This is a genomic window from Paraburkholderia fungorum, from assembly GCF_046027605.1.
Lineage (GTDB): Bacteria > Pseudomonadota > Gammaproteobacteria > Burkholderiales > Burkholderiaceae > Paraburkholderia > Paraburkholderia fungorum_F.
This window is the reverse complement of record NZ_JAQQEF010000018.1, coordinates 1-26,114: the sequence shown is the minus strand read 5'-3', so window position 1 is coordinate 26,114 and position 26,114 is coordinate 1. Positions and strand designations below refer to the sequence as shown.

General features: G+C 62.9%; 22 protein-coding genes. 11 read left to right on the top strand and 11 right to left on the bottom strand.

Going from position 1 to position 26,114, the window contains the following annotated elements:
* Positions 1–85 precede the first annotated feature (85 nt).
* From PQR53_RS25965 to PQR53_RS25955, 3 genes are all read right to left on the bottom strand, one after another.
* Positions 86–526 carry a response regulator gene (locus PQR53_RS25965; RefSeq protein WP_408460385.1) on the bottom strand — a complete coding sequence of 147 codons (441 nt, stop codon included), beginning with the start codon at positions 524–526 and terminating at the stop codon, positions 86–88.
* Positions 527–1,003: 477 nt separating this feature from the next.
* Positions 1,004–2,680 (bottom strand): ATP-dependent DNA ligase, encoded by a 1,677-nt coding sequence (locus PQR53_RS25960; RefSeq protein WP_408460382.1) that lies wholly within the window; start codon positions 2,678–2,680, stop codon positions 1,004–1,006.
* A gap of 6 nt (positions 2,681–2,686) precedes the next feature.
* Positions 2,687–3,853 carry a ligase-associated DNA damage response exonuclease gene (locus tag PQR53_RS25955; protein ID WP_408460380.1) on the bottom strand — a complete coding sequence of 389 codons (1,167 nt, stop codon included), beginning with the start codon at positions 3,851–3,853 and terminating at the stop codon, positions 2,687–2,689.
* A 171-nt stretch (positions 3,854–4,024) separates the two neighbouring features.
* Between PQR53_RS25955 and PQR53_RS25950 the strand changes: the two genes are divergently transcribed.
* From PQR53_RS25950 to PQR53_RS25930, 5 genes are all read left to right on the top strand, one after another.
* The gene (locus tag PQR53_RS25950) at positions 4,025–4,927 is read left to right on the top strand and encodes a YihY/virulence factor BrkB family protein (RefSeq protein ID WP_408460378.1); all 903 of its coding nucleotides are present in this window, start codon (positions 4,025–4,027) and stop codon (positions 4,925–4,927) included.
* Positions 4,928–5,052: 125 nt separating this feature from the next.
* Positions 5,053–5,856 (top strand): alpha/beta fold hydrolase, encoded by an 804-nt coding sequence (locus PQR53_RS25945; protein WP_408460375.1) that lies wholly within the window; start codon positions 5,053–5,055, stop codon positions 5,854–5,856.
* A gap of 4 nt (positions 5,857–5,860) precedes the next feature.
* Complete coding sequence (locus PQR53_RS25940) at positions 5,861–8,182, top strand: PAS domain S-box protein (RefSeq protein ID WP_408460373.1); 2,322 nt, start codon at positions 5,861–5,863, stop codon at positions 8,180–8,182.
* A 43-nt stretch (positions 8,183–8,225) separates the two neighbouring features.
* Positions 8,226–9,335: a cell division protein ZapE gene (zapE, locus tag PQR53_RS25935; protein ID WP_408460371.1), complete on the top strand. Its 1,110-nt coding sequence runs from the start codon at positions 8,226–8,228 to the stop codon at positions 9,333–9,335.
* A gap of 241 nt (positions 9,336–9,576) precedes the next feature.
* Positions 9,577–10,662 carry a hypothetical protein gene (locus PQR53_RS25930; protein WP_408460369.1) on the top strand — a complete coding sequence of 362 codons (1,086 nt, stop codon included), beginning with the start codon at positions 9,577–9,579 and terminating at the stop codon, positions 10,660–10,662.
* 121 nt (positions 10,663–10,783) lie between these two features.
* Here PQR53_RS25930 and tkt read toward each other — a convergent pair whose 3' ends face one another.
* The 4 genes from tkt to PQR53_RS25910 form a co-directional block, all read right to left on the bottom strand.
* A complete protein-coding gene (gene tkt, locus PQR53_RS25925; RefSeq protein WP_408460366.1) occupies positions 10,784–12,865 on the bottom strand; it encodes a transketolase in 2,082 nt (693 codons plus the stop codon).
* Positions 12,866–13,147: 282 nt separating this feature from the next.
* Positions 13,148–13,693, bottom strand: coding sequence for a cupin domain-containing protein (locus tag PQR53_RS25920; RefSeq protein WP_408460364.1), 546 nt, complete (start codon positions 13,691–13,693; stop codon positions 13,148–13,150).
* Between the two features lie 191 nt (positions 13,694–13,884).
* Positions 13,885–14,052, bottom strand: coding sequence for a hypothetical protein (locus PQR53_RS25915; RefSeq protein WP_408460361.1), 168 nt, complete (start codon positions 14,050–14,052; stop codon positions 13,885–13,887).
* A 105-nt stretch (positions 14,053–14,157) separates the two neighbouring features.
* Positions 14,158–14,418, bottom strand: coding sequence for a hypothetical protein (locus PQR53_RS25910; protein WP_408460358.1), 261 nt, complete (start codon positions 14,416–14,418; stop codon positions 14,158–14,160).
* Positions 14,419–14,576: 158 nt separating this feature from the next.
* Between PQR53_RS25910 and PQR53_RS25905 the strand changes: the two genes are divergently transcribed.
* Positions 14,577–14,813 carry a hypothetical protein gene (locus PQR53_RS25905; RefSeq protein ID WP_408460356.1) on the top strand — a complete coding sequence of 79 codons (237 nt, stop codon included), beginning with the start codon at positions 14,577–14,579 and terminating at the stop codon, positions 14,811–14,813.
* Positions 14,814–14,950: 137 nt separating this feature from the next.
* Here PQR53_RS25905 and PQR53_RS25900 read toward each other — a convergent pair whose 3' ends face one another.
* Entirely contained in the window at positions 14,951–15,196 is a 246-nt protein-coding gene (locus PQR53_RS25900; RefSeq protein WP_325044486.1) for a DUF6723 family protein, read from the bottom strand.
* Positions 15,197–15,527: 331 nt separating this feature from the next.
* Between PQR53_RS25900 and PQR53_RS25895 the strand changes: the two genes are divergently transcribed.
* A complete protein-coding gene (locus PQR53_RS25895) occupies positions 15,528–17,891 on the top strand; it encodes an FdhF/YdeP family oxidoreductase (RefSeq protein WP_408460353.1) in 2,364 nt (787 codons plus the stop codon).
* Here the strand turns inward: PQR53_RS25895 and PQR53_RS25890 are convergent.
* Positions 17,882–18,988: a porin gene (locus PQR53_RS25890; protein WP_494471273.1), complete on the bottom strand. Its 1,107-nt coding sequence runs from the start codon at positions 18,986–18,988 to the stop codon at positions 17,882–17,884. The genes PQR53_RS25895 and PQR53_RS25890 overlap by 10 nt on opposite strands.
* A gap of 194 nt (positions 18,989–19,182) precedes the next feature.
* Here PQR53_RS25890 and PQR53_RS25885 point away from each other — a divergent pair, with 194 nt between their 5' ends.
* Complete coding sequence (locus PQR53_RS25885) at positions 19,183–20,409, top strand: AAA family ATPase (protein ID WP_408460350.1); 1,227 nt, start codon at positions 19,183–19,185, stop codon at positions 20,407–20,409.
* 35 nt (positions 20,410–20,444) lie between these two features.
* On the top strand, positions 20,445–22,205 hold the full coding sequence (locus PQR53_RS25880) for a cobaltochelatase CobT-related protein (protein WP_408460347.1): 1,761 nt from the start codon (positions 20,445–20,447) through the stop codon (positions 22,203–22,205).
* A 69-nt stretch (positions 22,206–22,274) separates the two neighbouring features.
* On the opposite strand, the gene PQR53_RS25875 is transcribed toward PQR53_RS25880, so the two are convergent.
* Both PQR53_RS25875 and PQR53_RS25870 read right to left on the bottom strand, forming a co-directional pair.
* Complete coding sequence (locus tag PQR53_RS25875; protein WP_408460344.1) at positions 22,275–23,108, bottom strand: class II glutamine amidotransferase; 834 nt, start codon at positions 23,106–23,108, stop codon at positions 22,275–22,277.
* Between the two features lie 73 nt (positions 23,109–23,181).
* Positions 23,182–23,859: a MarC family protein gene (locus PQR53_RS25870; protein WP_408460341.1), complete on the bottom strand. Its 678-nt coding sequence runs from the start codon at positions 23,857–23,859 to the stop codon at positions 23,182–23,184.
* Positions 23,860–24,206: 347 nt separating this feature from the next.
* Here PQR53_RS25870 and PQR53_RS25865 point away from each other — a divergent pair, with 347 nt between their 5' ends.
* Both PQR53_RS25865 and PQR53_RS25860 read left to right on the top strand, forming a co-directional pair.
* The gene (locus PQR53_RS25865) at positions 24,207–24,422 is read left to right on the top strand and encodes a DUF3311 domain-containing protein (protein WP_408460338.1); all 216 of its coding nucleotides are present in this window, start codon (positions 24,207–24,209) and stop codon (positions 24,420–24,422) included.
* Positions 24,419–25,894, top strand: a complete 1,476-nt coding sequence (locus PQR53_RS25860) for a sodium:solute symporter family protein (protein WP_408460335.1) — start codon at positions 24,419–24,421, stop codon at positions 25,892–25,894. The genes PQR53_RS25865 and PQR53_RS25860 overlap by 4 nt, the downstream gene beginning before the upstream one ends.
* The last annotated feature ends 220 nt before the right edge of the window (positions 25,895–26,114 follow it).

Below are 26,114 nucleotides of genomic sequence, written 5' to 3'. Positions count from 1 at the left end.
AGTGCGAATGAACATGGGCGACGTGCGCGAAACGCGCGGCGTTGCGAATGTCACAGCAACCGGCGGACCCGCGCGCGGGCCGTCTTCAAGGCGGCCCAATCGCATGCAGCGCGGCTGCCGACTCGAGCACGCGCAAGAGCCGCTCCGGCGTCAGGGGTTTAGCGCAATGCGCATCGAACCCGGCGGCCTTCGCGCGCACCCGGTCTTCGCGTGAAGCGAAAGCCGTACAGGCTACCAGCAGCATGTCCGACGTCAGCGGATCTGCCCGCAGACGGCGAGCCAGCTCAAGGCCGTCAAGGCCGGGCATCTTGATGTCGAGCACAATGGCGAACGGCTGCCACTCGCAGGCCATCTCACATACCGCGAGCGGGTCTTCCAGAGCGCGGCACTCGAAGCCGTCTGCATTCAGCAGCATCTGCAAAGCGTCGGCGGCTTCCCGGTAATCGTCGACCACGAGCACGCGGCGGTTTGATGCCATCGCATACAGGATAGGCCGCCAGACTACGACGTCATCGTTCTCGTCCATTCTGTCGTCTAACGTCACCATATTCTCCCTGGCTTTTTCCAAGTGCCGTCTTTGGACACTGCGGAACCTGAGTGCAAGATTCGCTCCTGAGTGGCAGCGGGCGCTCATTGCGCACCAGGCGTTTGCTTCGGTTTTAACCTCGCATCGTCCGATGTGCCCGCCACACATACCTTACCTCCTCACCATAACTCACTGACTGCTGCGCCGCTTCCTCATTTCTGCTCTCTTGACTCCCGCCGATACATCGTCGCAATGCCGGAATGTTGCGCTGAAGTATGGATATAACGCACTTCCACCGTGCATGCCGCCCTTGCCGCGTGCATTGCGCATAACCTGGTGTTCCACCCACATCATTAGCCCGCTATATACGGGCGAATATAGTCGCAACGAGTTGGGGAAAACACGCAGTGATCGGCTGAATACGAGGGTGAGATTTACCGCACACGCGGCAACGCGTGATGGCATCCGGCCTGCGGGTTATCCCGCACGGTCGTCGATAAAACCCTTCAACATCGCGAGCGTATCGGCGTCGTCGATATGTTTGTCAGTGCGCCAGCGCAGCATGCGCGGAAACCGCACCGCGACCCCGGACTTATGGCGCGGGCTCGCCTGAATCCCCTCGAAGCCAATTTCGAAGACCAGCGTCGGCGTCACGCTGCGCACCGGGCCGAATTTCTCGATCGTGGTCTTGCGCACGATCGCGTCCACCTGGCGCATTTCTTCATCGGTCAGTCCGGAATAAGCCTTGGCAAACGGCACGAGCGTGCGTACCCCGTTCGCTTCGTCCCACACGGCGAAGGTGAAGTCGGTGTACAGGCTCGCACGCCGCCCGTGACCGCGTTGCGCGTACACCAGCACCGCATCCACCGCATAGGGATCGATCTTCCACTTCCACCATGTGCCGGACGCTTTGGTGCGGCCCACCCCGTACATCGATTCGCGTTCTTTCACCATCAGACCTTCCACGCCGCGTGCGCGGCTCTCGTCGCGCAGCTTCGCAAGCGTGGCCCAATCCGATGCGGAAATCACCGGTGACACGCGCAAGAGATCGCGTGCAAGCGTGCCGTCCAATGAAGTTGCCAGCGCATCGAGTTGCGCGCGCCGCGTTGCCAGTGGCGTCATGCGCAGATCCTTGCCGTGCGCTTCGAGCAGATCGTAGGCGAGCAGCGTGGCGGGCGAATCGGCGAGAATTTTTTTGGTCAAGGTTTTGCGGGCAATGCGCGGTTGCAGCCGCGCGAACGGCAACGGCGACACCGCGCCCGGTTCCCACGCAAGTATTTCGCCGTCGATCACGAAGCCGTCGGGCAACGCTTCACCGAGTGCCGCAACTTCGGGGAAACGCTCCGTAATCAGATCCTCGCCGCGCGACCATAGCCAGACGCGCCCGCCGCGTTTCACCAATTGCGCGCGAATGCCGTCCCACTTCCATTCGATCTGCCAGTTCGACGGCTCACCGAGCGTTGCCGGATCGGCCTGCAAGGGATGCGCAAGAAAGAACGGATACGGCAGGCCGAAATCGCTGTCATGGATTTGCTCGCCGGATTGCGCATCGTCACCGCCTGGCTCCGGCGCAATCAAGCGCAGATACCGTGCCGCATCCGGCTTCTGTTGCGAGTCGGTCCAGCCGACCATGCGCTGCGCGATCCGCTTATGATCGACGCCCGCCACTGTCGCCAGTGCCCGCACCACCAGTTGCCGAGCCACACCGACCCGAAAGCCGCCGCCGATCAGTTTGGTCAGCAGAAAACGGCCGCCCCAATCGAGCTCGTCCCAATAGCTGAGCAAGCGCACGCGCAATTCTTCCGGCGCCACGCCGCGCAGCGTCAGCACGCGTTGCTCGATCCATTGCGTGAGGCCGAGTTCGGTGCTGCGCTGAGCGGGCGGCAGGATATGCGCGATGGTTTCAGCCAGATCGCCGACTGCGTGATACGACTCCTCGAATAACCATTCCGGCAAGCCGGCGCGGTCACGGGCGATTTCGCTCAGGAGCCGCGTGGGCACCGATTGGCGCGGTTTGCCGCCGGCGAGAAAGTACGACGCCCATGCCGCATCCTCGGGCTCAGCGGCGGCGAAATAGCTGGTGAGCGCCTCGAGTTTGTCGTGCGTGGAGGTCGTTGCGTCGAGCGCGGTATAGAGAGCGGCGAAGCGTTTCATGAAGGTTTATGAACCGTCCGCTGCGTTGTCTGCTTCGGGCGCGTCATTCTGATTTGCTTCGATAGGTGCTCCGTCTCGCTCGCCGATGTTCTGGATGCCGGTCTGCGCGCCGTGCTCCGCGACGGATTCGTCCGCGCCCGCGGCGTCCGCTTCAACCGTGTCGTCGCCGTATTGCGTTTCAAACGCGCCCGCTTCGAGGCCCTGCTCGCGCAGCCAACGCACCATCGGTTCGACCGAACCATGCGTCACGATGACACGTTCAGCCCCTGTCGCCTGAATCGCGGTTTGCAGGCTGGGCCAATCCGCGTGATCCGACAGCACGAAGCCGCGGTCGACGCCGCGTCTGCGCCGCGCGCCGCGCAAACGCATCCATCCCGAAGCGAACGCATCGCTATAGTCGCCGAAACGTTTGAGCCAGGCGCTGCCTTGCGCCGACGGCGGCGCCACGATCAACGCGTGTTTGAAAGCCGCTTTATCTTTCGCCGGCATTTCGCTGACGAGACGCACCGGCGGCAAGCGCACGCCGGCCTCCCGATAGGCCCGATTGAGCGGCTCGACCGCGCCGTGGCAGAAGAGCGGCCCGATCCCCGCATCGACACTGGCGAGCACGCGTTGCGCCTTGCCGAACGAATAGCAGAACAACACCGACGCGCGTCCTTCTGCCGCGTTGTGACGCCACCACGAATCGATGCCGTCGAAGATCGTTTGCGGCGCATCCCATCGATAGATCGGCAGACCGAAGGTCGATTCGGTAATGAAGGTATCGCAACGCACTGGTTCGAACGCGTCGCAGGTGGGATCGGGATCGAGCTTGTAATCGCCGGAGGCGACCCACACGCGCCCTTTGTGCTCGATCCTGAGTTGCGAGGAACCCAGCACATGTCCCGCCGGATGGAGCGACACGCAAGTGCCGCCCATCTCGAGCCGCTCGCCATACGCAAGCGTTTGCAGCGTGATGCCGGGCAGGCGCGAAAGCAGCACGTTCGCGCCTGCCCGCGACGCAAGATAGTGCCGATGCCCAAAGCGCGCATGATCGGAATGCGCGTGCGTGATCACGGCCCGCTCGACGGGTTGCCATGGGTCGATATAGAAGTCGCCGGGCGGGCAATACAAGCCCTCCGGACGCGCGACCACGAGGTCAGCGGATTCGGCTTGATCAGTCGCGTTGTTCATATGATTTGATGGACATTCTGCTGTCGAAGCAAAGCAAACTACGTTCCCGCCGTCACGGCCCATTCATTCCCATGCACGATGGGGTGGCTGCGTTCTTGCTTCATAAACAAGGCAAGCGCCGAAACCCGCGGCTCTCCCAGCAGATGCGGTGACGCGCAACGTGAGGGCCCCATGCAAACCATCATCGACGAACACGCGCTGTATGTCGCGAAACATCCCGGCACGTTTATCCTGCAGACGCTGAAGGCTTTCCGCGCGAACCAGGGTTTGCTGCTCGCGGGGGCGGTCGCGTATTACGCGCTATTGTCGATTGTGCCGCTGATGATCCTGATCGTGATCGCGTTGTCACGACTCGTCCCGCAGCACATTCTGCTGGCGGCGCTGGCTCATCTGCTGCAATGGCTCGTGCCCGGACAGTCCACCGCGCTCGTACGGGAACTGGCCAATTTTCTGGCGCATCGCGCGGTGATCGGCTGGGTGCTGCTGCTGACCATGATCTTTTTCAGCTCGCTCGCTTTCACGGTGCTCGAGAACGCGATGTCGCTGATTTTCGTGCATCGCGTGGTGGTGCGGCGGCGGCATTTTTTGCTCTCCGCGCTGCTGCCCTATTGCTACATCCTGTTTCTCGGCGTCGGCTTGTTGATCGTGACCTTCGTATCGAGCGGGCTCGAGGCCGTGGGCGCCGAAGGTGTCGATCTGTTCGGCCTGCATGTTTCGCTGCAGGGATTGTCGCGCGTCGTGTTGTATCTGCTGGGCCTCGCCGGCGAGGTTTTTGTGTTGACGTCGATCTATCTGGTCATGCCGGTTGGGCGCCCATCGCTCAAACATGCGCTGTTCGGCGGGATTGTTGCGGCCGTGTTGTGGGAGATTACGCGGCATGTGCTGGTCTGGTACTTTGCCACGCTCTCGCAGGTGAGCGTGGTGTACGGATCGCTCACCATGGCGATCGTGATCCTGTTCAGCCTGGAGTGGCTCGCGACCTTGCTTCTATTCGGCGCGCAGGTGATTTCGCAATACGAACGTTTTGGACTGGAGCCGGCCGGGGCGAACCCGCCGGAAATCAAAACGGCGTAGGGCCCATCGTGCTCGGCCCGCCGCCTGGCACACACGGCCTCGCGGCAAGACTGCGGTAACATTGCCACATCCATGCCGGGCCTCGCGTATCCGCCGCTCAGGCCGGCTGGCCTCGGGATTTAACAATGAGCATCAGCAAGCGCAACAACGTCAAGATTTCCGGCAGCGGCAAGCGGACCATGGTCCTGGCGCACGGCTTCGGCTGCGATCAAACCATGTGGCGCTATCTCGTGCCCGCGTTCCACGGCGAGTACCGCACCGTGCTGTTCGATCTCGTCGGCAGCGGCGCGTCGGACCTGTCCGCCTACGACATCGGCAAATACGATTCGCTGCAGGGTTATGCCGATGACCTGATCGAAATTGTCAAAGAAGCCGCCGACGGGCCGGTGGTGTTCGTCGGCCATTCGGTGAGCGCCATGATCGGGCTCCTCGCCAGTCTGAAGGCGCCGGCGCTTTTTGCCGCGCAGATCATGGTGGGGCCGTCGCCATGCTATGTGAATGACGGCGACTATATCGGCGGCTTCACGCGCGAGGATATCGAAGACCTGCTACACACGCTCGAAGGCAATTACCTCGGCTGGTCGAGTACGATGGCGCCGGTCATCATGGGCGCGCCGACGCAGCCCGAGCTCGGTGTGGAGCTGACCAACAGCTTCTGCCGCACCGACCCCGAGATCGCGCGGCATTTCGCGCGCGTCACCTTTCTCTCCGATCACCGTGCGATCCTGCCGCGCGCCACGGCGCCCACGCTGATCCTGCAGTGCAGCGACGACATCATCGCGCCGCGCGCCGTCGGCGAATACATGCAACGGATGATGCCCGCCAGCACGCTGCACATCATCGAGAACGTCGGCCATTGCCCGCATCTGAGCTCGCCCGGCGCGAGCGCCGCGGCCATGCGCGCCTTTCTCGAACCGCTGAGCCTGTAAGACGATGCGAAGCACGCAGCGTCCGTTGCCGTCCTCCGACGCCTTGTTCGAGCACGCCGCCTGCGGCTTGCTGCTGGCCGCGCCCGACGGCCGGATCCTGCGCGTGAATGCCACCTTTTGCGGCTGGCTTGGCTATGACGCGGCGGCGCTCGCCGAGGTGAAACACATTCAGGATCTGCTGACCGCCGGCGGCAAGGTGTTCTATCAGACGCACTGGTCGCCGTTGCTGCAAATGCAGGGCTCGGTGGCCGAGGTCAAACTGAACATGATGCATCGGGACGGACGCATGGTGCCGATGCTGCTCAATGCGGTGCTCCGCCGTCATGGCGACGGCAGCTACCTTGAAGTGGCGGTGCTGATCGTCGCGGATCGTCACAAGTACGAGCAGGAGTTGTTGCTCGCGCGCCGCAACGCGGAAGCCTCGGTCGCCGCGCACAAGCTCGCGCAGAAAGAGTTGCAGGAAAGCCGTGACGTGCTGAGCCTCGCCATGCGCGGCGCGCGCATGGGGGCGTGGTCGCTCGAGCCGAAGTCGGGCAAGTTCTGGTGGAGCCGTGAACTGGAAGCGCTCGCGGGCTACGCCGAGGGACGCTTTGCGAACATGCCCGGTGGTTTTTTCGAACTGATTCATCCCGGCGACCTGATCGCGCTCAACGAGGCGGTCGAGCACGCGGTGGCCAGCAGTGACGATTACGTGGCAGAGTTCCGCTTTCTGCATGCAAGCGGCGACTGGTGCTGGATGGAAGGCCGCGGCCGCGCGACCTACGACCGTCACGGCGAGCCGTTGACGATCTACGGTCTCGGCACCGACATCACCGAACGCAAGGATGCGCAGACGGTGTTGTTGCGCCAGGCGGCGATTTTCGAGCACCTGAGCGACGCGATCGTCATCACCGACCTGCGCGGCAACATCACCGATTTCAACGCCGGCGGCGAGCGCATGCTGGGTTATCGCATGCGCGAAATTCTCGGCCGGCCGATCGCGATCTTCCATCCGCCGGAAGACGCGTTGCGCATCCGCCGGGAAGCGCGCGCCGCCCTCGCCGCCGACGGCACGTGGCGCAGCGAGCTAACTTTCGTGCGCCGCGACGCCAGCCGCGGGGTCTGTGAAACGGTGGTCAAACCGCTGGCGAACGCGCGCGGCGACATCTACGGCGCGGTCAGCGTGAGTCGCGACATCACCGGGCGCAGGCATGCCGAACAGCAACTGCAGCATCTGAATCTGGAACTCTCGAAGGCCGATCGCCGCAAGGACGAATTTCTCGCCACGCTCGCGCATGAACTGCGCAATCCACTCGCGCCGATGCGCAATGTGCTCGAAATCCTGCGGCTGAAGGAATTCGCCGACCCGCAACTGAGCTGGTCACGCGACGTGTTCGACCGGCAGTTGCAACACATGACGCACCTCGTCGACGACCTGCTGGAAGTGTCGCGCATCACGCAGGGCAAGCTCGAATTGCGCAAACAGCGACTCGAACTCGCGCGCGCGATGCAGTCCGCCATGGAAGCGGCGCGGCCCACCGTGCAGGCGTCGGCGCATCACCTGAGTGTGACCTTGCCGCGCGAGGCGCTCTATCTCGACGCCGATCCCACCCGCCTCTCGCAAATGATCCTGAACCTGCTGAACAACGCGGCCAAGTACACGCCGCCGGGTGGCAGCATTTCGCTCGCCGCGGAGCGCGAAGGCGATGAAGCGGTGATCGTCGTGCGCGATTCGGGCATCGGTATTCCGCGCGAGCATCTGGACAGCGTATTCGAAATGTTCTCGCAACTCGCCCCGGCGCTTGAGCGCTCGCAAGGCGGGCTCGGCATCGGTCTCGCGCTGGTGCGCGGTCTCGCCGAACTGCACGGCGGCACGGTCGCCGCGTTGAGCAGCGGTCCGGGCAGCGGCAGCGAGTTCGTGATCCGTCTGCCGCTCTCGAAAGCGACGCCGGAGCAGGTCGATAGTGCTCCGGCCGAGGTGCCGCGCGCGGCAGGCTTGCGCGTGGCGATCGTCGACGACAATGCGGACGCCGCCGATAGCCTCGCCATGGTGCTCGAACTCGAAGGCCACGAGGTGCGCACGGCAGGCGACGGCATCGCGGGCCTGGAACTGATCGGTGAATTCGCACCGCACGCGGTGATTCTCGACATCGGCTTGCCACGTCTGAACGGTTATGAAGTGGCGCGGCGCATTCGTCTCGAGCATCGCGATGCGGGCATTCTGCTGATCGCCGTCACCGGCTGGGGCCAGCAGCAGGACAAGCAGGCCGCCGAACAGGCCGGCTTCGATCATCATTTCACCAAGCCGGTTGATCCGCGGGAACTGCAACGCGTGTTGAGCCGCTAACCGGCTGACGGACTAACGAACTAACGGACGGAAATTACAATTCATGCTCGACGAAGCACAGGTAGTCGGCGCCCTCGCCGCGCGCGATATCGTTCCCGATGCAACGCAGCGCGACGCCATCGCGGCGCTAATTACGTTACTGGGCGCCCACGGACGGCACCTGAAATCGGGCTCCGCGCTCGCGCATCAGGGCGTCTATTGCCACGGGTTGCCCGGTCGCGGCAAAAGTCTGGTGGTCGACACCGTATTCGAACTGGCAAGCTGCCGGAAGCGGCGCCTGCATTTTCACGAGTTTCTGCGCGAGATGAACCGGCGTCTGGTGAGCGAGCCGCGCGGCGACGACCGGCTCGGGTCGGTCTCGCGACAATGGCTCGATGGCGTGGAGCTGTTGTGCTTCGACGAATTTCACGTGCACGATATCGCCGATGCGTTCCTGATGGGCCGTTTTCTCGATACCGCAATCAGTCTCGGCACGCGCATCGTGCTGACTTCTAACTACGCACCGGACGCCTTGCTGTCCGATCCCGAGTTTCACGAGCGTTTCCGGCCGACGATCGAACAAATCAAGCGTTGTTTCACCGTGATCCACTTCGACGGCGATCGCGACTACCGGTTCGGTGGCGAAGAAGCGGCGCTGCCGCATTTTTTTGCGCCACTCGACGCGGCAACCGGCGACGCACTGCTGCAAATTTTCATACGCTACGAAGGCAGCGAGACGCTGGAACCGGCCACCGTCAGCGCCGCAGGGCGCCCGCTCGCGGCACGCGCCGCGGGGGCCGCCCTGCTCTGGGCGGACTTCGAGAACCTGTGCGTGGCGAGCCGTTCGCACCTTGATTATCTGGATCTCGCCGAGCAATGGCACGGTCTGATTCTCGATCAGGTGCACACCGAGTGGCTGGAGAAAGCCCAACCATTGCAGCGGCTCATCTGGCTCGTCGATATCCTCTACGACCGGAAATGCACGCTGTTCATCGCGTCCGATCAACCGATCGAGGCGGCGCTAAGCGGACTCGAAGGCGCGCACGATCTGTCGAGAACGCTCAGCAGACTCGCTGAAATGCAATCGCGAGGGTATCGCAGCACGCTCGACGGCACGCATCGTTCAGCGGACGCGGCCAGCATTGCCACGCCCACTGTCGCTCAGGCGTCGTGACGTGGTGAAGCCGCGGGCTTGCTTACAGAATGTCTTGCTACTCGCGGCCTCATCCGTGCAATTCTTGCAATCCACGAACCGATAGCGCTTAACGCCCTGCTACCGGAAACACAGCAGAAAACCGCCTGCGCATCGAATCATCCGCAAAATTTGCCTCTGCTTCGACGCATCGGGAATGTGATCTGCTACCGCCGTTGAGGGTCCATTCTTCAGCGGATTGCCATCCGCGCATCTCATTGCGATGATCAGAACAGCTTCTGTGGCTGCGGCGCTGTGCGCGGCTTGCCTTACCTCGGCCTGCGTGCATATCGGACCGACCCGCCTCAAGGCCGACCAGGTCGACTACGCGCGCGCCCTCGGCGACGCCAAGAAACGTGAAATTCTTGCCGCGGTGGTCGGCCTGCGTTACGGCGATGCGCCGGCGTTCCTGACCGTCAGCAGCATCATCGCCGCCTACAGCTTCGACGCAACCGGCGGCGCCACGGCCAATGCCGGCTCCGGCAGTCAGCCGAGCTACGCGCTCGCGACAGGCAGCGTGTCCTATTCGAATCACCCGACCTTCACCTTCACGCCGACCACCGGCGAAGCATTCGCTTCCGCGTATATCCGGCCGCTCGCGCCCTCGCTGGTATTGCCGCTTGCCGAAGGCGGCATTCCGATCGACCTGCTGCTGCGGATCACCGCGCAATCAGTGGGCGGCCTGCAGAACGGCAATGCGCTCGGCGGCGAAAACAGCGCCGGTGCGCCGGGCTTCTTCGAGTTGTTGCAAGCGCTACGCCGCTTGCAACTGGCCGGTGAGTTGAATGTGGAGTCGCGCCAGGGCGACGGCAAGAACACCCAGATGGGCGTGTATCTCGTGATGGGCGCGACGACCAGCGGCGAGTCGCCACAGACCGGCGCCGATCTCGCGCGGGTGCGCAAGCTGCTGCATCTGTCGGCGACCACGCGGACCTATGAGATCGTCTATGGGCCGTCGTCTGCATCGCAAAAGGGCGACAAGATTCCGATGGTGACGCGTTCGGTGCTCGGCATTCTGACCGACCTGGGCGCTCAGGTGCAGGTGCCGTTGGAACGCATCGACGACGGCTCGACCAAGCCGACCGTGGGTTTGATCGGCGGTGAGACCCGGCCGACCATCATCGTGCATTCAGGAAAAACGCCCCCTGACGACGCCTATGTGATGATCGGTTACGGGCCCTCGGCTTACTGGGTGGATCGTAACGACTTCGACTCGAAGTATGCGTTTACGGTCGTGCAGAATCTGATGGCGCTGGCCGAGGCGGATACGAGCAGCAAGGCACCCGTGGTGACGATTCCGGCGAACTAGCCGCGCGTCGGTGCGTCGGTGGCCAACTCGCGGCTATGAGAGGCGAATAAAAAGCCAGCGGTCATCACGCCGCCGGCTTCTTCACTATCCACAGCGTCTCGATCGCGCAGACGCCCTGTTTCTACTCCTGGCTGCGCTTGCCCTTCACTCGAGCAATCTGCTGCTTCGCCGCTTCATACACGCGTTCCGGCGTGAAGCCGAACTTCTTCTTCAGATCGGAGAGCGGCGCGGACGCACCGAACGTATGCATCACCACCTGGGCGCCGAGCCGCCCGACATAGCGGTCCCAACCGAGCGACGCCGCCTGTTCGACCGCGACGCGCGCATCCACGTCGGAGGGCAGCACGGAGTCCTGATACGCCTCGTCCTGGCGCTCGAAGATATCCCACGACGGCATCGACACCACCCGTGCCGCGATCCCTTCGCTCTTGAGCTTCTCATACACGTCGACGACCAGTGACAGTTCACTACCCGTGGCAAGCAGGATCACCTCGGGCTTCTGTCCTTCTGCATCGGCGAGCACATAGCCGCCCTTCTGCACCCCCTCGGCCGACGCATAGCGCGTGCGGTCCAGGGTCGGTAACGCCTGACGCGACACGACAATGCACGACGGCCGCCGCGGATGCGACATCGCCACGCGCCATGCCTGCGCGACTTCGTTCGCGTCGCCCGGACGCAGCACGGTCAAGCCCGGCACGCCGCGCAGCGAAGCCAGTTGCTCGATCGGCTGATGGGTCGGACCATCTTCGCCGACGCCGATCGAATCGTGCGTGAATACGTAGATGGCCGGCACTTCCATGATCGCCGAGAGGCGGATCGGCGGCTTCATGTAGTCGCTGAAAATCAGGAACGTCGAACCGAATGGCCGCAGATTCGACAACGCGAGGCCGTTGACGGCCGCGCCCATGCCGTGTTCGCGAATGCCGAAGTGCAGGTTGACCCCGCCATAGTTGTCGTGCTCGAAGCTGCCCGCGCCCTCGAATTTCAGATTTGTTTTAGTGGACGGCGAGAGATCGGCCGCACCGCCGATCATCCATGGCACGCGCGCGGCAATCGCGTTGAGCACCTTGCCCGACGATTCGCGCGTGGCGACGCCCTTCGGGTCGGCATCGAAGGTGGGAATGTCGCTGTCCCAGCCCGCCGGCAATTCATGCGCTTCCATCTGTGCGAATTGGCGGGACAGTTCCGGGTATTGCTTGTTGTACGCGTCGTACTTCGCCTGCCATTCTTCGCGCGCTGTCTTGCCGCGCGCGCCGATGCCTTGCGCGAAGCGTTCATGCACACCGTCCGGCACATAGAAAAACTTGTCTTCGGGCCAGCCATAGAACTTCTTGGCCAGCGCCACTTCTTCGACACCGAGCGGCTCGCCATGCGCGGCGGAGGTGTCCTGCTTATGCGGCGCGCCCCAGCCGATGATGCTGTGGACCACGATTAGCGTCGGCCTGTCGGTAATGCTTTTTGCTTCGACGAAGGCGGCTTCGAGCGCGGCCGCGTCGTTCGCGTCGTTCACATGCAGCGTGTGCCAGTTGTAACCGCGAAAGCGGCTCTCCACGTCGTCGCTGTACGCGAGATCAGTGTGGCCTTCAATCGTCACGCGGTTGCTGTCGTAGATCCAGATCAGATTCGATAGCTTCAGATGCCCCGCGAGCGAGGCCGCTTCGTGCGAGATGCCTTCCATCATGTCGCCATCGCCGCAGAGTGCGTAGACGCGGTAATCGAACAGCGGCGCATCGGGCTTGTTGAAGTGGCTTTCGTACCAGCGTGCCGCCATCGCCATGCCGACGCTATTGCCCAGCCCCTGGCCGAGCGGCCCGGTGGTCGTCTCCACACCGGTGGTCATGCGGTATTCAGGGTGTCCCGGCGTCTTGCTGTCGATCTGGCGAAAATGTTCGATGTCATCCAGCGACACGGCGGGTGAACCGGTCGGTTTGCCGTCATCGTCCACGGCCTTTACGCTCGCCAGATGCAGCAGCGAGTACAGCAGCATCGAGGCGTGCCCCACCGAGAGCACGAAGCGGTCGCGGTTGGGCCACAGCGGCTCGTCCGGGTCATAGCGAAGGTGGTTTTGCCACAGATGATAGGCAACCGGTGCCAGTGCCATCGGCGTGCCGGGGTGACCGGAATTGGCCTTTTGCACAGCGTCCATCGATAGCGTGCGAATCGTGTTGATGCACAGCTGATCGAGGGCGGGATCGTTTTGCATGGGGACACTCCTTGTTCGGCGGTGGGAGATATCGCCGGGACGCACCAGGACGGCGTGGCCGGCGACCGGTGTTCGTCTGGACGAGCGTGGAACGACACATGAAGACCGCGAGGCCTAACGATGATGCGCCGATGCGCGCAAATCTGCACGGCGCTTTACATCCGCACCGCGTTGGACTGCGCGTTGCATCAGCTTCCACTGATGATGGGAGACGGTTCTTTCAAGAAGCTTGCGGTTTTGCGTTCACTCAAAAGCTGGCGCAATCGGGACTTTCCGCTGCAATCAGGCCGCCTGCAGCCAGTGTTCGATCAGCGGGCCACGCTTGCCGTCGATCGGATCCATGGCGGGGAACGGCAAGGCCTCCATCGTCGCGTGCTCCTCCGGCGTCAGGGCTTCGCGGCGGATATCCCACTGCTGGCCTGCCGGGTAGCCTGCGACCACCTGGAAGTGGCGCGCGAACGATTGCAGGCAATGGCCCGTGCCCGCGGGCAGCAGCAAGGCATCGCCCGCGGATATTTTCACCACGCGGCCGCCCGGCCCCCCAACGATGACTTCGGCGGAACCGTCAGTCACACCAAGGACTTCATGCGCGGTCGCATGAAAATGGTGATAGTCGAAAATTCCGTCGCGCCATTGCGGCGGCCAGTCATTGCCTTCGAACAGAATCTCGAATGCGGCGGCGAGATCGCCGCTGTCCGGCGCGAGTGCGCGGTGGTAGAGGATGACCGGCAACGTGCGGTTGTTCGGCACCCAGTCGTGCGGCTGCAGCATGAATGCTTCGCACCCGGTCTGAGCCGCGTCGAATCCATGCTTCGAATCGTTGTACATGGTCAGCTCCTTTGCTTGTTCACGCGTCGAATGCGGGAATCCATGCACCGCCGCATAAAACGCGCCCGCCTTTTCACGCGCGTGCTGCTGAACTGCACGGCGCGCAGCGTTTCCTTCGCGAACAAATTTTCCAAACATAAGACGATATTCCCGTATCGAGCACCATGCCCGGTTTAGCGCGTGGGGTTCAATCATCCGCCAATGCCTTGCAGCACTTTCCCCGTCCCACCGCAAATCGCGCACCGTGCGCCTTCCACCTTGCCGGTGCCGTGGCAGACCCGGCAGGTGTCTTCGCCGCTGCCGGGTGTCTCGGGCGGTGCTTCGTCGCCGGGATTCAGCGGCTCGTTGTCCTCTGGCATATGTCTCTCCGTTGGATGTCCTGCTTCATGATGCGCGCAATACAACACGGTGCGCGCATCGCTTGAGTTCGCGTGCTCGGTTGGCCGCGTGGATTGCGCTCCACGTCACTTCTTCGCTTGTGACTCGCGACCGCCGCCGCCCGGCGGCTCGGCATGCGTACCGGTGCCCAGTGGGACTTCGGCGGTTTGCTTTGGACGCTCGCTCGAACGCTGCGGATTGGTCTGCGCGGCGACCTCGGTTTGTGCTACCGGCTCGATTCCGAGCGGACTGGGCTCGACGTAGTGGGTGCCGCTCGGCTTGCTGCGTGCTTTACGGTCCGCTGCTTCGCGTTCTGCGTTGGGGCCTTCGGGTTTGCCGTCCTGCATGATGCGCTCCTTAAAGTCGGCTACATCAGGGGATGCAGCAACAACTGGTCCCTCTCCATCATGAGTCCGATTGCCAGCCCGGCACGCGCACGTGGGCACGGCCGTTGCGGCATCGAGGCGGAAGGCCCGGACCATTTTTTTGTAAAAAGGAGAGCGTCATGACGATCACGACGATTCGCGTTTCGGATACCGAAGTGCAAGTTGAACGAACCCTGTACACCTTCTCTCAGACGACCGACGCCGATGCTTTCCAGCGCTGCCTGGCCGATACGTCGATCGATAGCTGCTACCGGAACCATCCGCCAGTGGCGGTGCGTCCCACGGTGCCGGACGAGCAGCCGGACGATCCGAGCCGCGGCAGCACCATTTCGCCGTCGCTCGGTGGGATGCCTTGAGGCTGGGTGCGGCAGTATCGCTTCAGACGTGTTGTGACGCCGCGCCCGCGCGGCGGGGCGAACTGATTTAAATGGGTTTAAAGACTGCGTCGGGCTTTAGGCACGGCGTCGCAGAGGGCCCGGCGCTTTTGCGCTAGTTACTTTTCCGGGGCTGCGCGATCCGCGGCCACGATCTCTCGACCGTAGTCGATCGCGGCGCGACGTGCCTCGTCGGCGGTCGCGTAGGGGCCGATCTCCGGTGCGCCGTCGAATGGAAACAGAATCCGTCTGTCAGCTTTTCTGACGACCTTCAGTCCACCTACGTAACGGCCGTCGCCTGTTCCGTGATAGCTGGCGTAAATCTCGAAGTCGTCGTCAGCAACGTCGGCCTTATGTCGCGCCATGTTCTTTCCCTTATCCCTGCACCGTGGGTGCGTCAATTCCGGTGTCGTCTTGCGCCGGCGGATGCCGTAGCGGCAGCCAGCGCGTGCCGACGTCGAGCAATACCTGTTCCACACGAGGCAGGCAGCGGCGAAGCCCGCTCAGAACCTCGGGCAGGCCAGAGCGCTCAGCGCCCGAATAAGCATCTGCACACGATGCGAGCTTGCGACCTGCCGCTTACTGACTGAACGGGCTCAACGCGTTGTAAGCGCAAATTAAGACGCTGGTCCGGGAATTGCGCACGGCTGGTGCAAACCGATGAGATCCAACCGGATCGACGCGCCAGGAGCCAGCATGAGTACCGAAGACATCACCGAACCTACGACGGCGCCCGACGCCGACACCGCGCCCATCAAGCCATACCGCCACCCCGCGGGCGGCTGGGGGTCGGTCAAGGCGGTCGCGGCGATCCTCGTGCAGGAACATGTCGCCTTGAACGGCAGCCGCATCCTCTCGCATCAGAACAAGGCGGACGGCTTTGCGTGCGTGAGTTGTTCGTGGGCCAAGCCGGCGGACCCGCATCTGTTTGAGTTTTGCGAAAACGGCGCAAAGGCCACCGCGTGGGAAATCACCAACAAGCGCATCGACAATGACTTCTTCGCCGCCCATACCGTGAGTGAGCTTCAATCGTGGAGCGGCCTCGAACTGGAATCGCGCGGCCGCTTGACCGCACCGATGCGCTGGGACGCTGCCACCGATCGTTACGTGCCCACCACGTGGCAACAGGCATTCGCCGAAATCGGCGCAGAACTGCGCGCGCTCGACCCAAACGAAGCGGTGTTCTATGCATCGGGCCGTGCGTCGCTGGAAACCTCGTACATGTATGCGCTGCTCGCCCGCATGTACGGCACCAACAATCTGCCCGACAGCTCGAACATGTGTCACGAAAGCACTTCTGTCGGCTTGCCGAAGAGCATCGGCGCGCCGGTCGGCACCGTGCAACTCGAGGACTTCGAACACACGGATTGCATGCTGTTCTTCGGCCACAACACCGGCACGAACGCGCCGCGCATGTTGCATCAGTTGCAGGATGCGCGTAAGCGCGGCGTGGAAATCATCACTTTCAATCCACTCAGGGAACGCGGACTCGTCAGCTTCGCCAATCCGCAGTCACCGGTTGAAATGCTCACCTCGAAGGAAACGCAGATCAGCACGCAATACCATCAGGTGAAGATCGGCGGTGACGCGGCGGCGATAGCCGGACTATGCAAACTGCTGATCGAATGGGACGACGAAGCGCAACGCGACGGTACGCAGCGGGTGCTCGATGCGGGCTTTATCGCCGAACATACGCACGGCTTCGAGGCGTTCGCCGAATCCATGCGGGCGACAACGTGGGAAGAGATCGAACGCCACTCGCAACTCACGCGCGTGGCGCTTGAAGCAGCGGCACGGGTCTACGCGCACGCGAACGCCGCGATGGTGCTGTACGGCATGGGAATCACGCAGCATCGCAGCGGCGTGCATAACGTGCAGATGCTGTCGAACCTCCTGCTACTGCGCGGCAATATTGGCCGGCCCGGCGCCGGCATCTGTCCGATTCGCGGTCATTCGAATGTGCAAGGACAGCGCACGGTTGGCATTACTGAAAAGCCCGAACTCGCGCCGCTCGACAAACTGAAAGAACTCTACGGCTTCGAGCCGCCGCGTGAGAAAGGCATGAGCACCGTCGAAGCATGCCGGGGCGTGCTCGACGGCAAGGTCAAAGCGTTCATTGGCCTGGGCGGGAATTTTCAGGTGGCGATCCCCGATCATCACGTGATGGATCCGGCGTGGCGGCAGCTCAGGCTCACCGTGCAGATCGCCACCAAACTCAACCGTAGCCATCTGCTGCACGGCGAAGTTGCGTACCTGCTGCCGTGCCTTGGGCGTATTGAAATCGATGCGCAAGCGAGCGGTGAGCAATGGGTCAGTGTGGAGGACAGTACGGCGTGTGTGCACGGCTCGCACGGGATGGCCGAGCCTGCCGGGGACATGCTGTTGTCGGAACCGGCAATCGTTGCCGGCATCGCCAAGGCGCTATTGCCCGGCAATCCGAAGGTGGACTGGGATGCGTGGGTCGGCGACTATGCACGGGTGCGCGACGCCATCGAGCGCACTTATCCCGATCAGTTCCGCGATTTCAACCAGCGCTTCAGGCAGCCTGGCGGTTTTCACCGGCCGTTGCCGGCCTGCAGACGCGAATGGAAAACGGAGAACGGCAAGGCCAATTTCATCGTGCCCGAGACGCTCGATGAAGATGCGGACATGCCGGCGACCGGTCCCGATGTGCTGCGCCTGATGACGACGCGCGGCGACAGCCAGTTCAATACGACCGTCTATACGCTGGACGACCGCTTTCGCGGCGTGTACGGCACGCGCGAGGTGCTGCTGATGCATCAGGACGACTTGATGCGTCTCGGATTTGCCGAGGGCGACGCGGTGTGCATCTCGACCGTGTCGAACGACGGCGTGACGCGCGAAGTGGATGGCATGCGCGTGCATGCTTTTGATATTCCGCGAGGTTGCATCATGGGCTACTACCCGGAATGCAACCGGCTGATCCCCCTCTCGCATCACGCGAAATCGAGTCAGGTGCCGGCGTCGAAGTCGATTCCGGTGCGGTTGCGTAAGGTGGCGGCGGTTGAGGAGGCTGCGGCACCTCCCCCTCAAAACTGATGCAGCATCCCCACATACGCACCGGTTTGCGATTCACCCGCAAGCGGACTCGTGTTATTCGCGGCATCGCGCGGCGACGCTTCAAGCGAGAAATTCGAGTTGCTGCCGTTGCGCACATAACCCACCGTGCCATACAGGAAGGTGCGCTTCGAAAGGTTATAGGTGGTGCCGAGCACGTACATCATCGCGTGACCGGACGGGTCGTGCGCGGCATCGCCGCCGCCGTCGCCGACCTTGATGTAATAGCCACCCGCCGTGACCGCCCAGGCCGGCCGGAAGGTGTAGGTGGCGCCGAGCCAGTAGTGATCGGCGCTGTCCGCCACGCCCGCCGGCGAGTCCGGCGCCGCGTAGTGCGTATAGGCGCCCTGGATCTTCACCGCGTCGAAATGCACGTTGGCGCCGACGAAATATTCACGCGACGCCTGGAAGATGTTGCTAAAACGGCCATTGTTATCGCGCAGTTCATCATAGATGCCGCGCACGTCGAAGAGCGGTGAGTGATACGTCAGCATGATGCCGTCCGAGCGGCCGAACTCGCCCGCCGCACCGCTGTTGAACGCGCCCGGCTGATTGCCGAGCGCATATTGCGCCTGCACGTCGAAGCCCCACAACACCGGGCTGTGATACTCGACGTTGTTGCTGGTCTGCTGCCAGTTGCGCCCACGCACGAGTGACGCCGACGAAAATGCCTGCTGCACGAACGGGTCGAACTCCCACACGCCGTCGCTATCGATGAACAGATTGCGCCCGGCCTGCAGCGTGCCCCACTGGTCGCTCTTCAGACCGACGAAGGCACGCCGTGACCACAGCCGTCCGCCACCGGTCGTGCCGTTCATGATCTGCAAACCGGTTTCGAGGTTGAAGATCGCATTCAGGCCGCCGCCCAGATCTTCATTGCCTTTGAAGCCCAGCATACTGGTGCCCCAATCGCCGCCCTCAGCACTCCAGCGAGTCGAGCTGCCACCCGCGCCGTTGTTGATGTGATTCAGGTATTCCACGCCGCCGTCGAGACGGCCGTATAACTCCACGCTGGTTTGACCGTATGCCAGAGGACTTGCCACCGCCAGGGTGGCCATTAATTTTGTATGTAGTCTCATTGTTTTGCCGTGAGTCTCGTCTATGGAGAGGTGGACATAGCCGGTTGCCCATGAATCAAAACGACCGCAGCGCGCCTCGACGAAATCCTGCCGGGCGATCGAAAGGTACTCACGATAAGATAGACGGTCATTCGGCCTCAGCCAAATCGAAAAGCATTATTTGTTATCTGACCATTCAACCTTTGCCACTCGCCATGAACGCGCCAGAATTGACCGAAGACGAACACCTGGGCCTGTACCAACGCGCGACCGAACACGGCGCGGAATGGTGGCGCGTCAGCCTGGCGGACCGGCCTGAAAACTATCGGCTGGAGCACGGCATCGATGACAGCAACGGCACCGGATCGGTCGATATCGATCTGGTGGTCGACGGGGAAAATCTGCGCGCCAAGCTGAAGAAGTGGCGCCGCGAAGGCTTCGCGATCGATACGCCCGACGCCACGCTCGAAGCGGGCGCGGCCGAACGGGTGGCGTTCATGCCGGAGTTGCAGCGTGTCGCGGCGCGAGCCTCGGCGGCGAAGAGCCGTGCGCAGAGCGAGGGCACAGCCGAAACCGTGCGCATCGGTCATGTCGACGTGCCTTGCGGCGTCGACAATCCGCTCGTGCCGCGCATCAATCCCGCCTATCTGTTCTCCGAACGCTTTAACGACATCGTCGAGGATATCGTCGAGAACCGGCGCGTCATGCTGATCGGCCACACCGGCGCCGGCAAGACCAGCCTGATCGAACAGGTCGCCGCGCGCTCGCATCACGGTGTGTTGCGCTCGAATATGAATGGGCAAACCACCGTGGGCGATTTTGTCGGTTTCTGGACGGTCAAGGGTGGCGAGACGATCTGGGTGGACGGTGTACTGCCCACGGCCATGCGCGAAGGCTTGTGGTTGATCGTCGACGAAATCGACTTCGCCGAACCGTCGATTCTCGCCGCGCTCACCGCCGTGCTCGAACCGCACGGCCGCCTCGTGCTGAAAGAAAAAGGCAATGAAATCGTCGCGCCGCATCCCGCGTTCAGGCTGTTCGCCACGGCCAATGCGGTCGGTGCGATGAGCCAGTTCCGTCATCTGTATCAGGGCGCGAATCTGATGAACGAGGCGTTTCTCGATCGCTGGCGCGTCTACCTGCTCGACTATCTGACGCCCGCAGAAGAAGCCGACGTGCTGATGGGCACCCTCGCCCCGCATATGACACGCGCGCTCGCCACCACCCTCGCCGCGATTGCCGCCGACTGCCGCGCGGCATTCGCCCGCGAAGACCTGTCGAGCGCGTTCTCGACGCGGCGCCTGCTCGACTGGGCCGAGCTGATGCTGCGCACCGGCGACCCCGAACGCGCCGCCGGTCCCGCGATCTACGCGAAGGTCAGTCCGGAAGACGCGGCGCTGATTCGCGGCATCGTTCGCCATCACATCGCGCCGGCCGGCTGACGCGGCCAGCGAACCCATTGAGCACGACAGGCACCATGAACGCCAGGCACACATTGCATGCAGCGCGCGACACGCGAGGCTTCGCGTTCGAATCGACGCTCAGCAAAGTGGCGCGCGTGCTGACCGGGCAATACGGCGTGACGGTCGCCTTCAGTCCGGACGGGCCGCGGGTGGAGCCCGGGCGCATCGTGATTCCCGACTATGAGTTGAGCGGCGGCGTCGAGCGCGATGTGCTGATCGGTTATCTGGATCTGCTGGTGGCGCGCGCCAAGCATTCGTCGCTCGCGCAGATCGACGCGCTGCCGCGCGGCGTCGCGTCAAATCTCGCGCAGGTGATCGAAGACCGCCGCGTGTGCGCACAATTGCTCGATGAATATCCGGGCGCGCGCTGGTTCATCGGCAAACTGCGTGTGCATGCCGCTGAGCACGCGCGGCAACGCTGGCCGAAGCTGCACTGGCGCGACCGGCTGGTGTGGCTGGTGGAGCGCGCGCTGTGGGACGAGCAACCCGGCTCGACCGAAGCGAGCCATTCACTGCTGGCCGCGCTGCACGCCGCGCAGGATGTGCTGGACGAGGCGCGCAGCAGCCGTTCGACGGCGCATAGCATCGCCGCGGCGCAAGCCCTGGTGGCGCGCGTGCGGGCTTTGTCGGCGGGCGATGTCAACAGCATGGTGTTCACCGCGGATCCGGTCGAAGACATCGATACGGAAACCGCGCCTTCTTCGTCCGAGCCGCTCAGCGATGACGACACCACCCTGCCCGACCAGGACAGCGCGGCCTCGCCACCGTCCGACCAAAGCGGTGGCGCGCAAGCGGACAATGCGGTGGGCATGGGGCGGTCGCTAGCCGATGCGCAGCAACCGTCGGCCCGCTCCGAAGGCGAAGCACGCGCGGCGGCCAACTCAGCTCGCAGGCTGCTCTCGATTCCGCTCGCCACCGAATTCGACGAAATCACCGACCTGACCGGCCAGGGCGACAGCACGAGCTGGCGCGAACTGCGCGCGCAGGCCCGTGCGGATACCGCACCGCTCAAGGAAAAACTCGAACGCGCGCTGAGCGCCGACGAGCGCACCCGTTGGCGCCGCGAACAGGAACGCGGGGAGATCGACCGCACCTCGCTCGCGAAGCTCGCGACGTCGCCTGGCTACCGCACGCCGTTTCGCACGCAGCGCGCGGCCAAGGGGCGCGACGTCGCCGTGAGCTTGCTGATCGATCGCAGTGGTTCGATGGCCGGGCGCAAGATCGAACTCGCGCGGCTCTGCGCGAGCGCGCTGTGCGATGCGCTGACGCAATTGTCATTCGACTGCGAAGTGCTCGGCTATTGCTCGCTCGAGTCCGCGCCGATGAAGCAGCTCTATGAGCGCCAACGGGCGGCCGGCGCGGATTTGGGGCGCTATAACCGCTTCGTCGAGCGGCTCGATCTGAAAGTCTACAAACGCTTTGGCGCGATCGATCTGAGCGGGATCGCCGAGATCGATTGCGGTCACGAGAATCCGGACGGCGAGGCGCTGGCCTGGGCCGCGACGCGGCTCGCGGATCATCAGGCCGAGCGGCGCATCCTGATCGTGTTCTCGGACGGCTATCCGTCGACCGGCGACGGCGATCCGCAGGTGTTGCGCAGCGATTTGCGCGAACGCGTCGCGGCGATACAGAAACGCGGCATCGAACTGGTGGGCATCGGCGTCCTGACCGATGCGGTCGAGGATTTCTATCCCCACAACGTCGTGGTGAGCCGCCTTGCCGAATTACCGTCGACGGTGTTCTCGGTGCTGAGCTCCATGCTGCTCACGCGCTAACCCGCGCGTCATGACGGCATCGAACGCATTCGACGTCATCTCCAGCTAGCGCACGCCGTTGATGCGGCGCTACATCAACTTGGGTTCGAACGAATACTGCTCGATCTCGCCGCCCCGCGCGACCACGGCCGTGCCCTCGGGTATCTCCTCCCACCAGCCCGGCAAATCCGCGAGCGGCTCCGACAACACCAGGAAGGCGTCCTCGCCGGCCGCCGCGATGCGTGGGTCGTCCGGATATAGCTCGCGCAGATGCCGGAACGAGGTACTGTGGAAAAGCGAGCGCGACTGCCCTTCGCTCGAATAACGCACCGCGACGATCTGTTCGCCGTCGGTTGCGCAAACGGTCATGTTCAGCGGCTCAGCGACACCGTGTTTGCGGCCAATGTCCTCGACGAAGCCAACCATTCGCTCTATCGCGGTAACCGGCGCCAGCTCGAGGCCGAAAGTCAGCGCGAGAAAAAACAGCACCTCGGAATCCGTCGAGCCTTCGATGGACGGAAACAGTTCGGGATCGATCGCCAGCATCAGGTCGCGCCGCACCTTCGGATAGTCGCGCACCAGCCCGTTATGCGCGAAGAGCCAGCGGCCATGGCGGAATGGATGACAGTTGGTTTCCTGCGACGGCGTGTCGGTCGCCGCGCGCACGTGCGCGACGAACAGCGGCGCGCGGATCGCCCGCGCGGCTTCGCGCAGATTGCGGTCGCTCCATGCGGGCTGAATGCAGCGGTAGCGAAACGGAATATCGGTCGGCTGACCGTACCAGCCGATGCCGAAGCCATCGCCGTTCGTGGTGGTGTGGCCGAGCCGCGAGTGCAGACTCTGGTCGATCAACGAGTGTCTGGCGTTGAACAGCACCGTTTCGAGTTGAAGCGGGTTACCGGTATAAGCGAGCCAGCGGCACATGAACTTTTCTCCTGTCGCGACGCGATGGGTGACGAATCTCGTGCAACCTCGAACAGCCGCCCGCCGCCGTTCGCTATTTGACCACGGGTTGCATCTGGGCGATGGGGATCAGGAACTCCGAAAAACCGGTCAGGATAATCTGCACGCCGATGCACAGCAGCAGAAATGACGAGACGCGCATCGCGACCTTGGTGCCGTCCACGCCCAGATATTTGGCGAAAACCACCGCGCGGCTATAGATGAGGTAGACGGTTGCCGCTACCAGGATCGAGATCACCACCGAAGCGACGCTCGACAGCACGAACGCCGAGAGCTTATGGGTGCGGTTCGCGGTCAGCGCGATGGCGGTGGCGATCGAACCCGGCCCGGTGGTGAGCGGAATGGTGAGGGGGAAAAACGCCTTCGACATCGCGTTATCCGAGTCCACGCGCTTGACGGCCGGCTGTTCGGCGGGCTGCGTGTCCGGCGCGTTGAGCATCTGCCAGCCGCCGACCGCGACCGCGAGGCCCCCGCCGATCCGCAAGGCCTGCATGGAAATGCCGAAGAAATGGAGAATCGGGGTACCGACAAAGAAGGCGACGAGCATCACGCACATGACGTTGAAGGCGATTTTCTTGGCAAGCGCGGTACGGTCTTCCGTAGTGAGCGATGCGGTCCGGTCGAGAAAAACGAAGGCCATGCCGATTGGGTTGATGATGCTGATCAACCCGGTGAAGCCAAACAGGATATCCGAGATCAGGCTTTCGACCATATGCGATCCGTTTCGGGCGGCGGCTCGGGCGGGCCGATCGACTGACGGCCCCCCGGCGCGGCGCGCTGAGTTGAATTGCTGGACGCCTTCGGGTTGTCCAGAGTGGTGCTCGCGTTGCGTGGGTCAGATGATAGCGTGGCGCGGCATGCAGATTCGAAAAAACGCTGGCCACGCAAGCCGCGCGCGGCGCTGCACCGCAGCAGAGCGGTGCCGAAAGATGCGCGCGCAACTTTCAGAAAGCCTACACTTTTTTGACTTACTTTACGCAATAGAAGCATCCGGCATACAGTCCCCAGCGAAGCTGCACTTTCAACGAGACGTACCTACCGGTTTGAGGAGTTGTCCCTATGTTGCTTCGTGTACTCGCCGCGCTGCCGTTCGTCGGCATACTGCTCGGCGTCCCATTTGTAAATCGTGTCGAGCCGCTGGTGCTCGGCATGCCATTCGTGCTTGCCTGGATCGTCATGTGGGTGGTGTTGAGTTCGATCATCATGGCGATCGTCTACCGTCTGGATCCCACCAATCGTGAACTCGCCGCAGACGGCGAGGAGGCCCGGCCATGAGCGCACTCGTCATCATTGCGGCCATTACGCTGTTTGCGCTGTACCTGGGCGTGCGCGCGCGGCGCGGCCACGACATGAATCTCGAACAGTGGACCGTGGGCGGCCGCAGTTTCGGCACCGCGTTCGTGTTCCTGCTGATGGCGGGCGAAATCTACACGACTTTCACCTTCCTCGGCGGCAGCGGTTTTGCTTACGGCAAAGGCGCGCCGGTCTACTACATTCTTGCCTATGGCACGCTGGCGTACATCATCTCGTACTGGATGCTGCCGCCGATCTGGCGTTACGCGAAACAACACCGTCTCGTTTCGCAGCCGCACTTCTTTGCGCGCAAGTACGACAGCCCGGCGCTCGGCACGCTCGTCGCGCTGGTCGGCGTGGCGGCGCTGATTCCGTACCTCGTGCTGCAACTCAAGGGCCTCGGCATCATTGTGGCGACGGCCTCGTATGGCGCGATTTCGTCGACGGCGGCGGTATGGATCGGTGCCGCCGTGGTGACGGCTTATGTGATCGTGTCCGGCGTGCGCGGCTCGGCGTGGAATTCGGTGGTGAAGGATCTGCTGATTCTGGCGATCGTGCTGTTCCTCGGCATTTATCTGCCGTTGCACTACTACGGCGGCTTCAGCGATATGTTCCGGGCTATCGATGCCGCGCGCCCGGGCTTCCTGACCTTCCCGGCCAAGGGATCGAGCGTGACCTGGTTCCAGTCGACGGTGCTCCTGACCGCGCTGGGCTTCTTCATGTGGCCACACACATTCGGTTCGATTTTCACGGCGAGGGACGAGCGTATTTTCCGGCGTAATGCGATGGTGCTGCCGCTGTATCAGCTGATTCTGCTGTTCGTGTTCTTTGTCGGGTTTGCGGCGACGCTGAAGGTGCCGGGCCTGAAGGGTGGCGACATCGACCTGTCGCTGTTCCGCCTGTCGTTGCAGACTTTCGATCCGTGGTTAGTCGGCGTGATCGGCGCGGCGGGGATTCTGACGGCACTGGTACCGGGATCGATGATTCTGACGTCGGCGTCGACGCTGCTTGCCAACGATGTGTATCGCGGCATGGTGAGCCGCAATGCATCGGACGCGACGGTGACCAAACTCGCGCGCTTTCTGGTGCCGGTCGTGGCGCTGGTGGCGGTGGGTTTTACGCTGCACGGTGGGGATACGATCGTGGCATTGCTGCTGATGGGGTACAACTTCGTGACGCAGTTGTTTCCGGCGGTGATCTGCAGTTTGCTGCCGCGCAATCGCGCGACCAAGCAGGGCGCGTTTTGCGGGATTCTTGCTGGGGTTGCGGTGGTCGCGGTGACGACCATGATGCATTTGAGTATTGGGCAGTTGATGCCGTTTTTGTCTGATGCTCTTAAGGACGTCAATATTGGGTTTTTGGCGCTGGCTGTGAATGTGGTTGTTTTTGCTGTTGTTAGTGCTGTGACGCGGCCGCGGGCTGTTGAAGGGGGGCAGGCTTCTTCGGTGCACTGAGGGGGGGGCGCCTGCGGCGGTGGTTTTTTTTGCCTTCGCGGCGCTTGTTCGTCTGTGTGGCTATGGCGTTGGGTTTTCCTTTATTTGGTTGCCCGTGCGGCGGTTGTTTGTTTGCCTAGGGCGTTGGCCTTTCCTTGATTTGGTTGCTCGTGCGGCGGTTGTTTGTCTGTGTGTCTATGGCGTTGGCCTTTCCTTGATTTGTTATTGGATTATTAGTGTT

Excerpts from the sequence above, each read along its gene's own strand:
- PQR53_RS25915 (WP_408460361.1), bottom strand. The coding sequence starts at position 14,052 with ATGCCAGAGGACAACGAGCCGCTGAATCCCGGCGACGAAGCACCGCCC.
- PQR53_RS25865 (WP_408460338.1), top strand. The coding sequence starts at position 24,207 with ATGTTGCTTCGTGTACTCGCCGCGCTGCCGTTCGTCGGCATACTGCTC.
- PQR53_RS25960 (WP_408460382.1), bottom strand. The coding sequence starts at position 2,680 with ATGAAACGCTTCGCCGCTCTCTATACCGCGCTCGACGCAACGACCTCC.
- PQR53_RS25870 (WP_408460341.1), bottom strand. The coding sequence starts at position 23,859 with ATGGTCGAAAGCCTGATCTCGGATATCCTGTTTGGCTTCACCGGGTTG.
- tkt (WP_408460366.1), bottom strand. The coding sequence starts at position 12,865 with ATGCAAAACGATCCCGCCCTCGATCAGCTGTGCATCAACACGATTCGC.
- PQR53_RS25890 (WP_494471273.1), bottom strand. The coding sequence starts at position 18,988 with ATGAGACTACATACAAAATTAATGGCCACCCTGGCGGTGGCAAGTCCT.
- PQR53_RS25930 (WP_408460369.1), top strand. The coding sequence starts at position 9,577 with ATGATCAGAACAGCTTCTGTGGCTGCGGCGCTGTGCGCGGCTTGCCTT.
- PQR53_RS25945 (WP_408460375.1), top strand. The coding sequence starts at position 5,053 with ATGAGCATCAGCAAGCGCAACAACGTCAAGATTTCCGGCAGCGGCAAG.
- PQR53_RS25940 (WP_408460373.1), top strand. The coding sequence starts at position 5,861 with ATGCGAAGCACGCAGCGTCCGTTGCCGTCCTCCGACGCCTTGTTCGAG.
- PQR53_RS25880 (WP_408460347.1), top strand. The coding sequence starts at position 20,445 with ATGAACGCCAGGCACACATTGCATGCAGCGCGCGACACGCGAGGCTTC.
- PQR53_RS25950 (WP_408460378.1), top strand. The coding sequence starts at position 4,025 with ATGCAAACCATCATCGACGAACACGCGCTGTATGTCGCGAAACATCCC.
- PQR53_RS25860 (WP_408460335.1), top strand. The coding sequence starts at position 24,419 with ATGAGCGCACTCGTCATCATTGCGGCCATTACGCTGTTTGCGCTGTAC.
- PQR53_RS25900 (WP_325044486.1), bottom strand. The coding sequence starts at position 15,196 with ATGGCGCGACATAAGGCCGACGTTGCTGACGACGACTTCGAGATTTAC.
- PQR53_RS25885 (WP_408460350.1), top strand. The coding sequence starts at position 19,183 with ATGAACGCGCCAGAATTGACCGAAGACGAACACCTGGGCCTGTACCAA.
- PQR53_RS25910 (WP_408460358.1), bottom strand. The coding sequence starts at position 14,418 with ATGCAGGACGGCAAACCCGAAGGCCCCAACGCAGAACGCGAAGCAGCG.
- PQR53_RS25955 (WP_408460380.1), bottom strand. The coding sequence starts at position 3,853 with ATGAACAACGCGACTGATCAAGCCGAATCCGCTGACCTCGTGGTCGCG.
- PQR53_RS25875 (WP_408460344.1), bottom strand. The coding sequence starts at position 23,108 with ATGTGCCGCTGGCTCGCTTATACCGGTAACCCGCTTCAACTCGAAACG.
- PQR53_RS25905 (WP_408460356.1), top strand. The coding sequence starts at position 14,577 with ATGACGATCACGACGATTCGCGTTTCGGATACCGAAGTGCAAGTTGAA.
- PQR53_RS25965 (WP_408460385.1), bottom strand. The coding sequence starts at position 526 with ATGGACGAGAACGATGACGTCGTAGTCTGGCGGCCTATCCTGTATGCG.
- PQR53_RS25920 (WP_408460364.1), bottom strand. The coding sequence starts at position 13,693 with ATGTACAACGATTCGAAGCATGGATTCGACGCGGCTCAGACCGGGTGC.
- PQR53_RS25895 (WP_408460353.1), top strand. The coding sequence starts at position 15,528 with ATGAGTACCGAAGACATCACCGAACCTACGACGGCGCCCGACGCCGAC.
- zapE (WP_408460371.1), top strand. The coding sequence starts at position 8,226 with ATGCTCGACGAAGCACAGGTAGTCGGCGCCCTCGCCGCGCGCGATATC.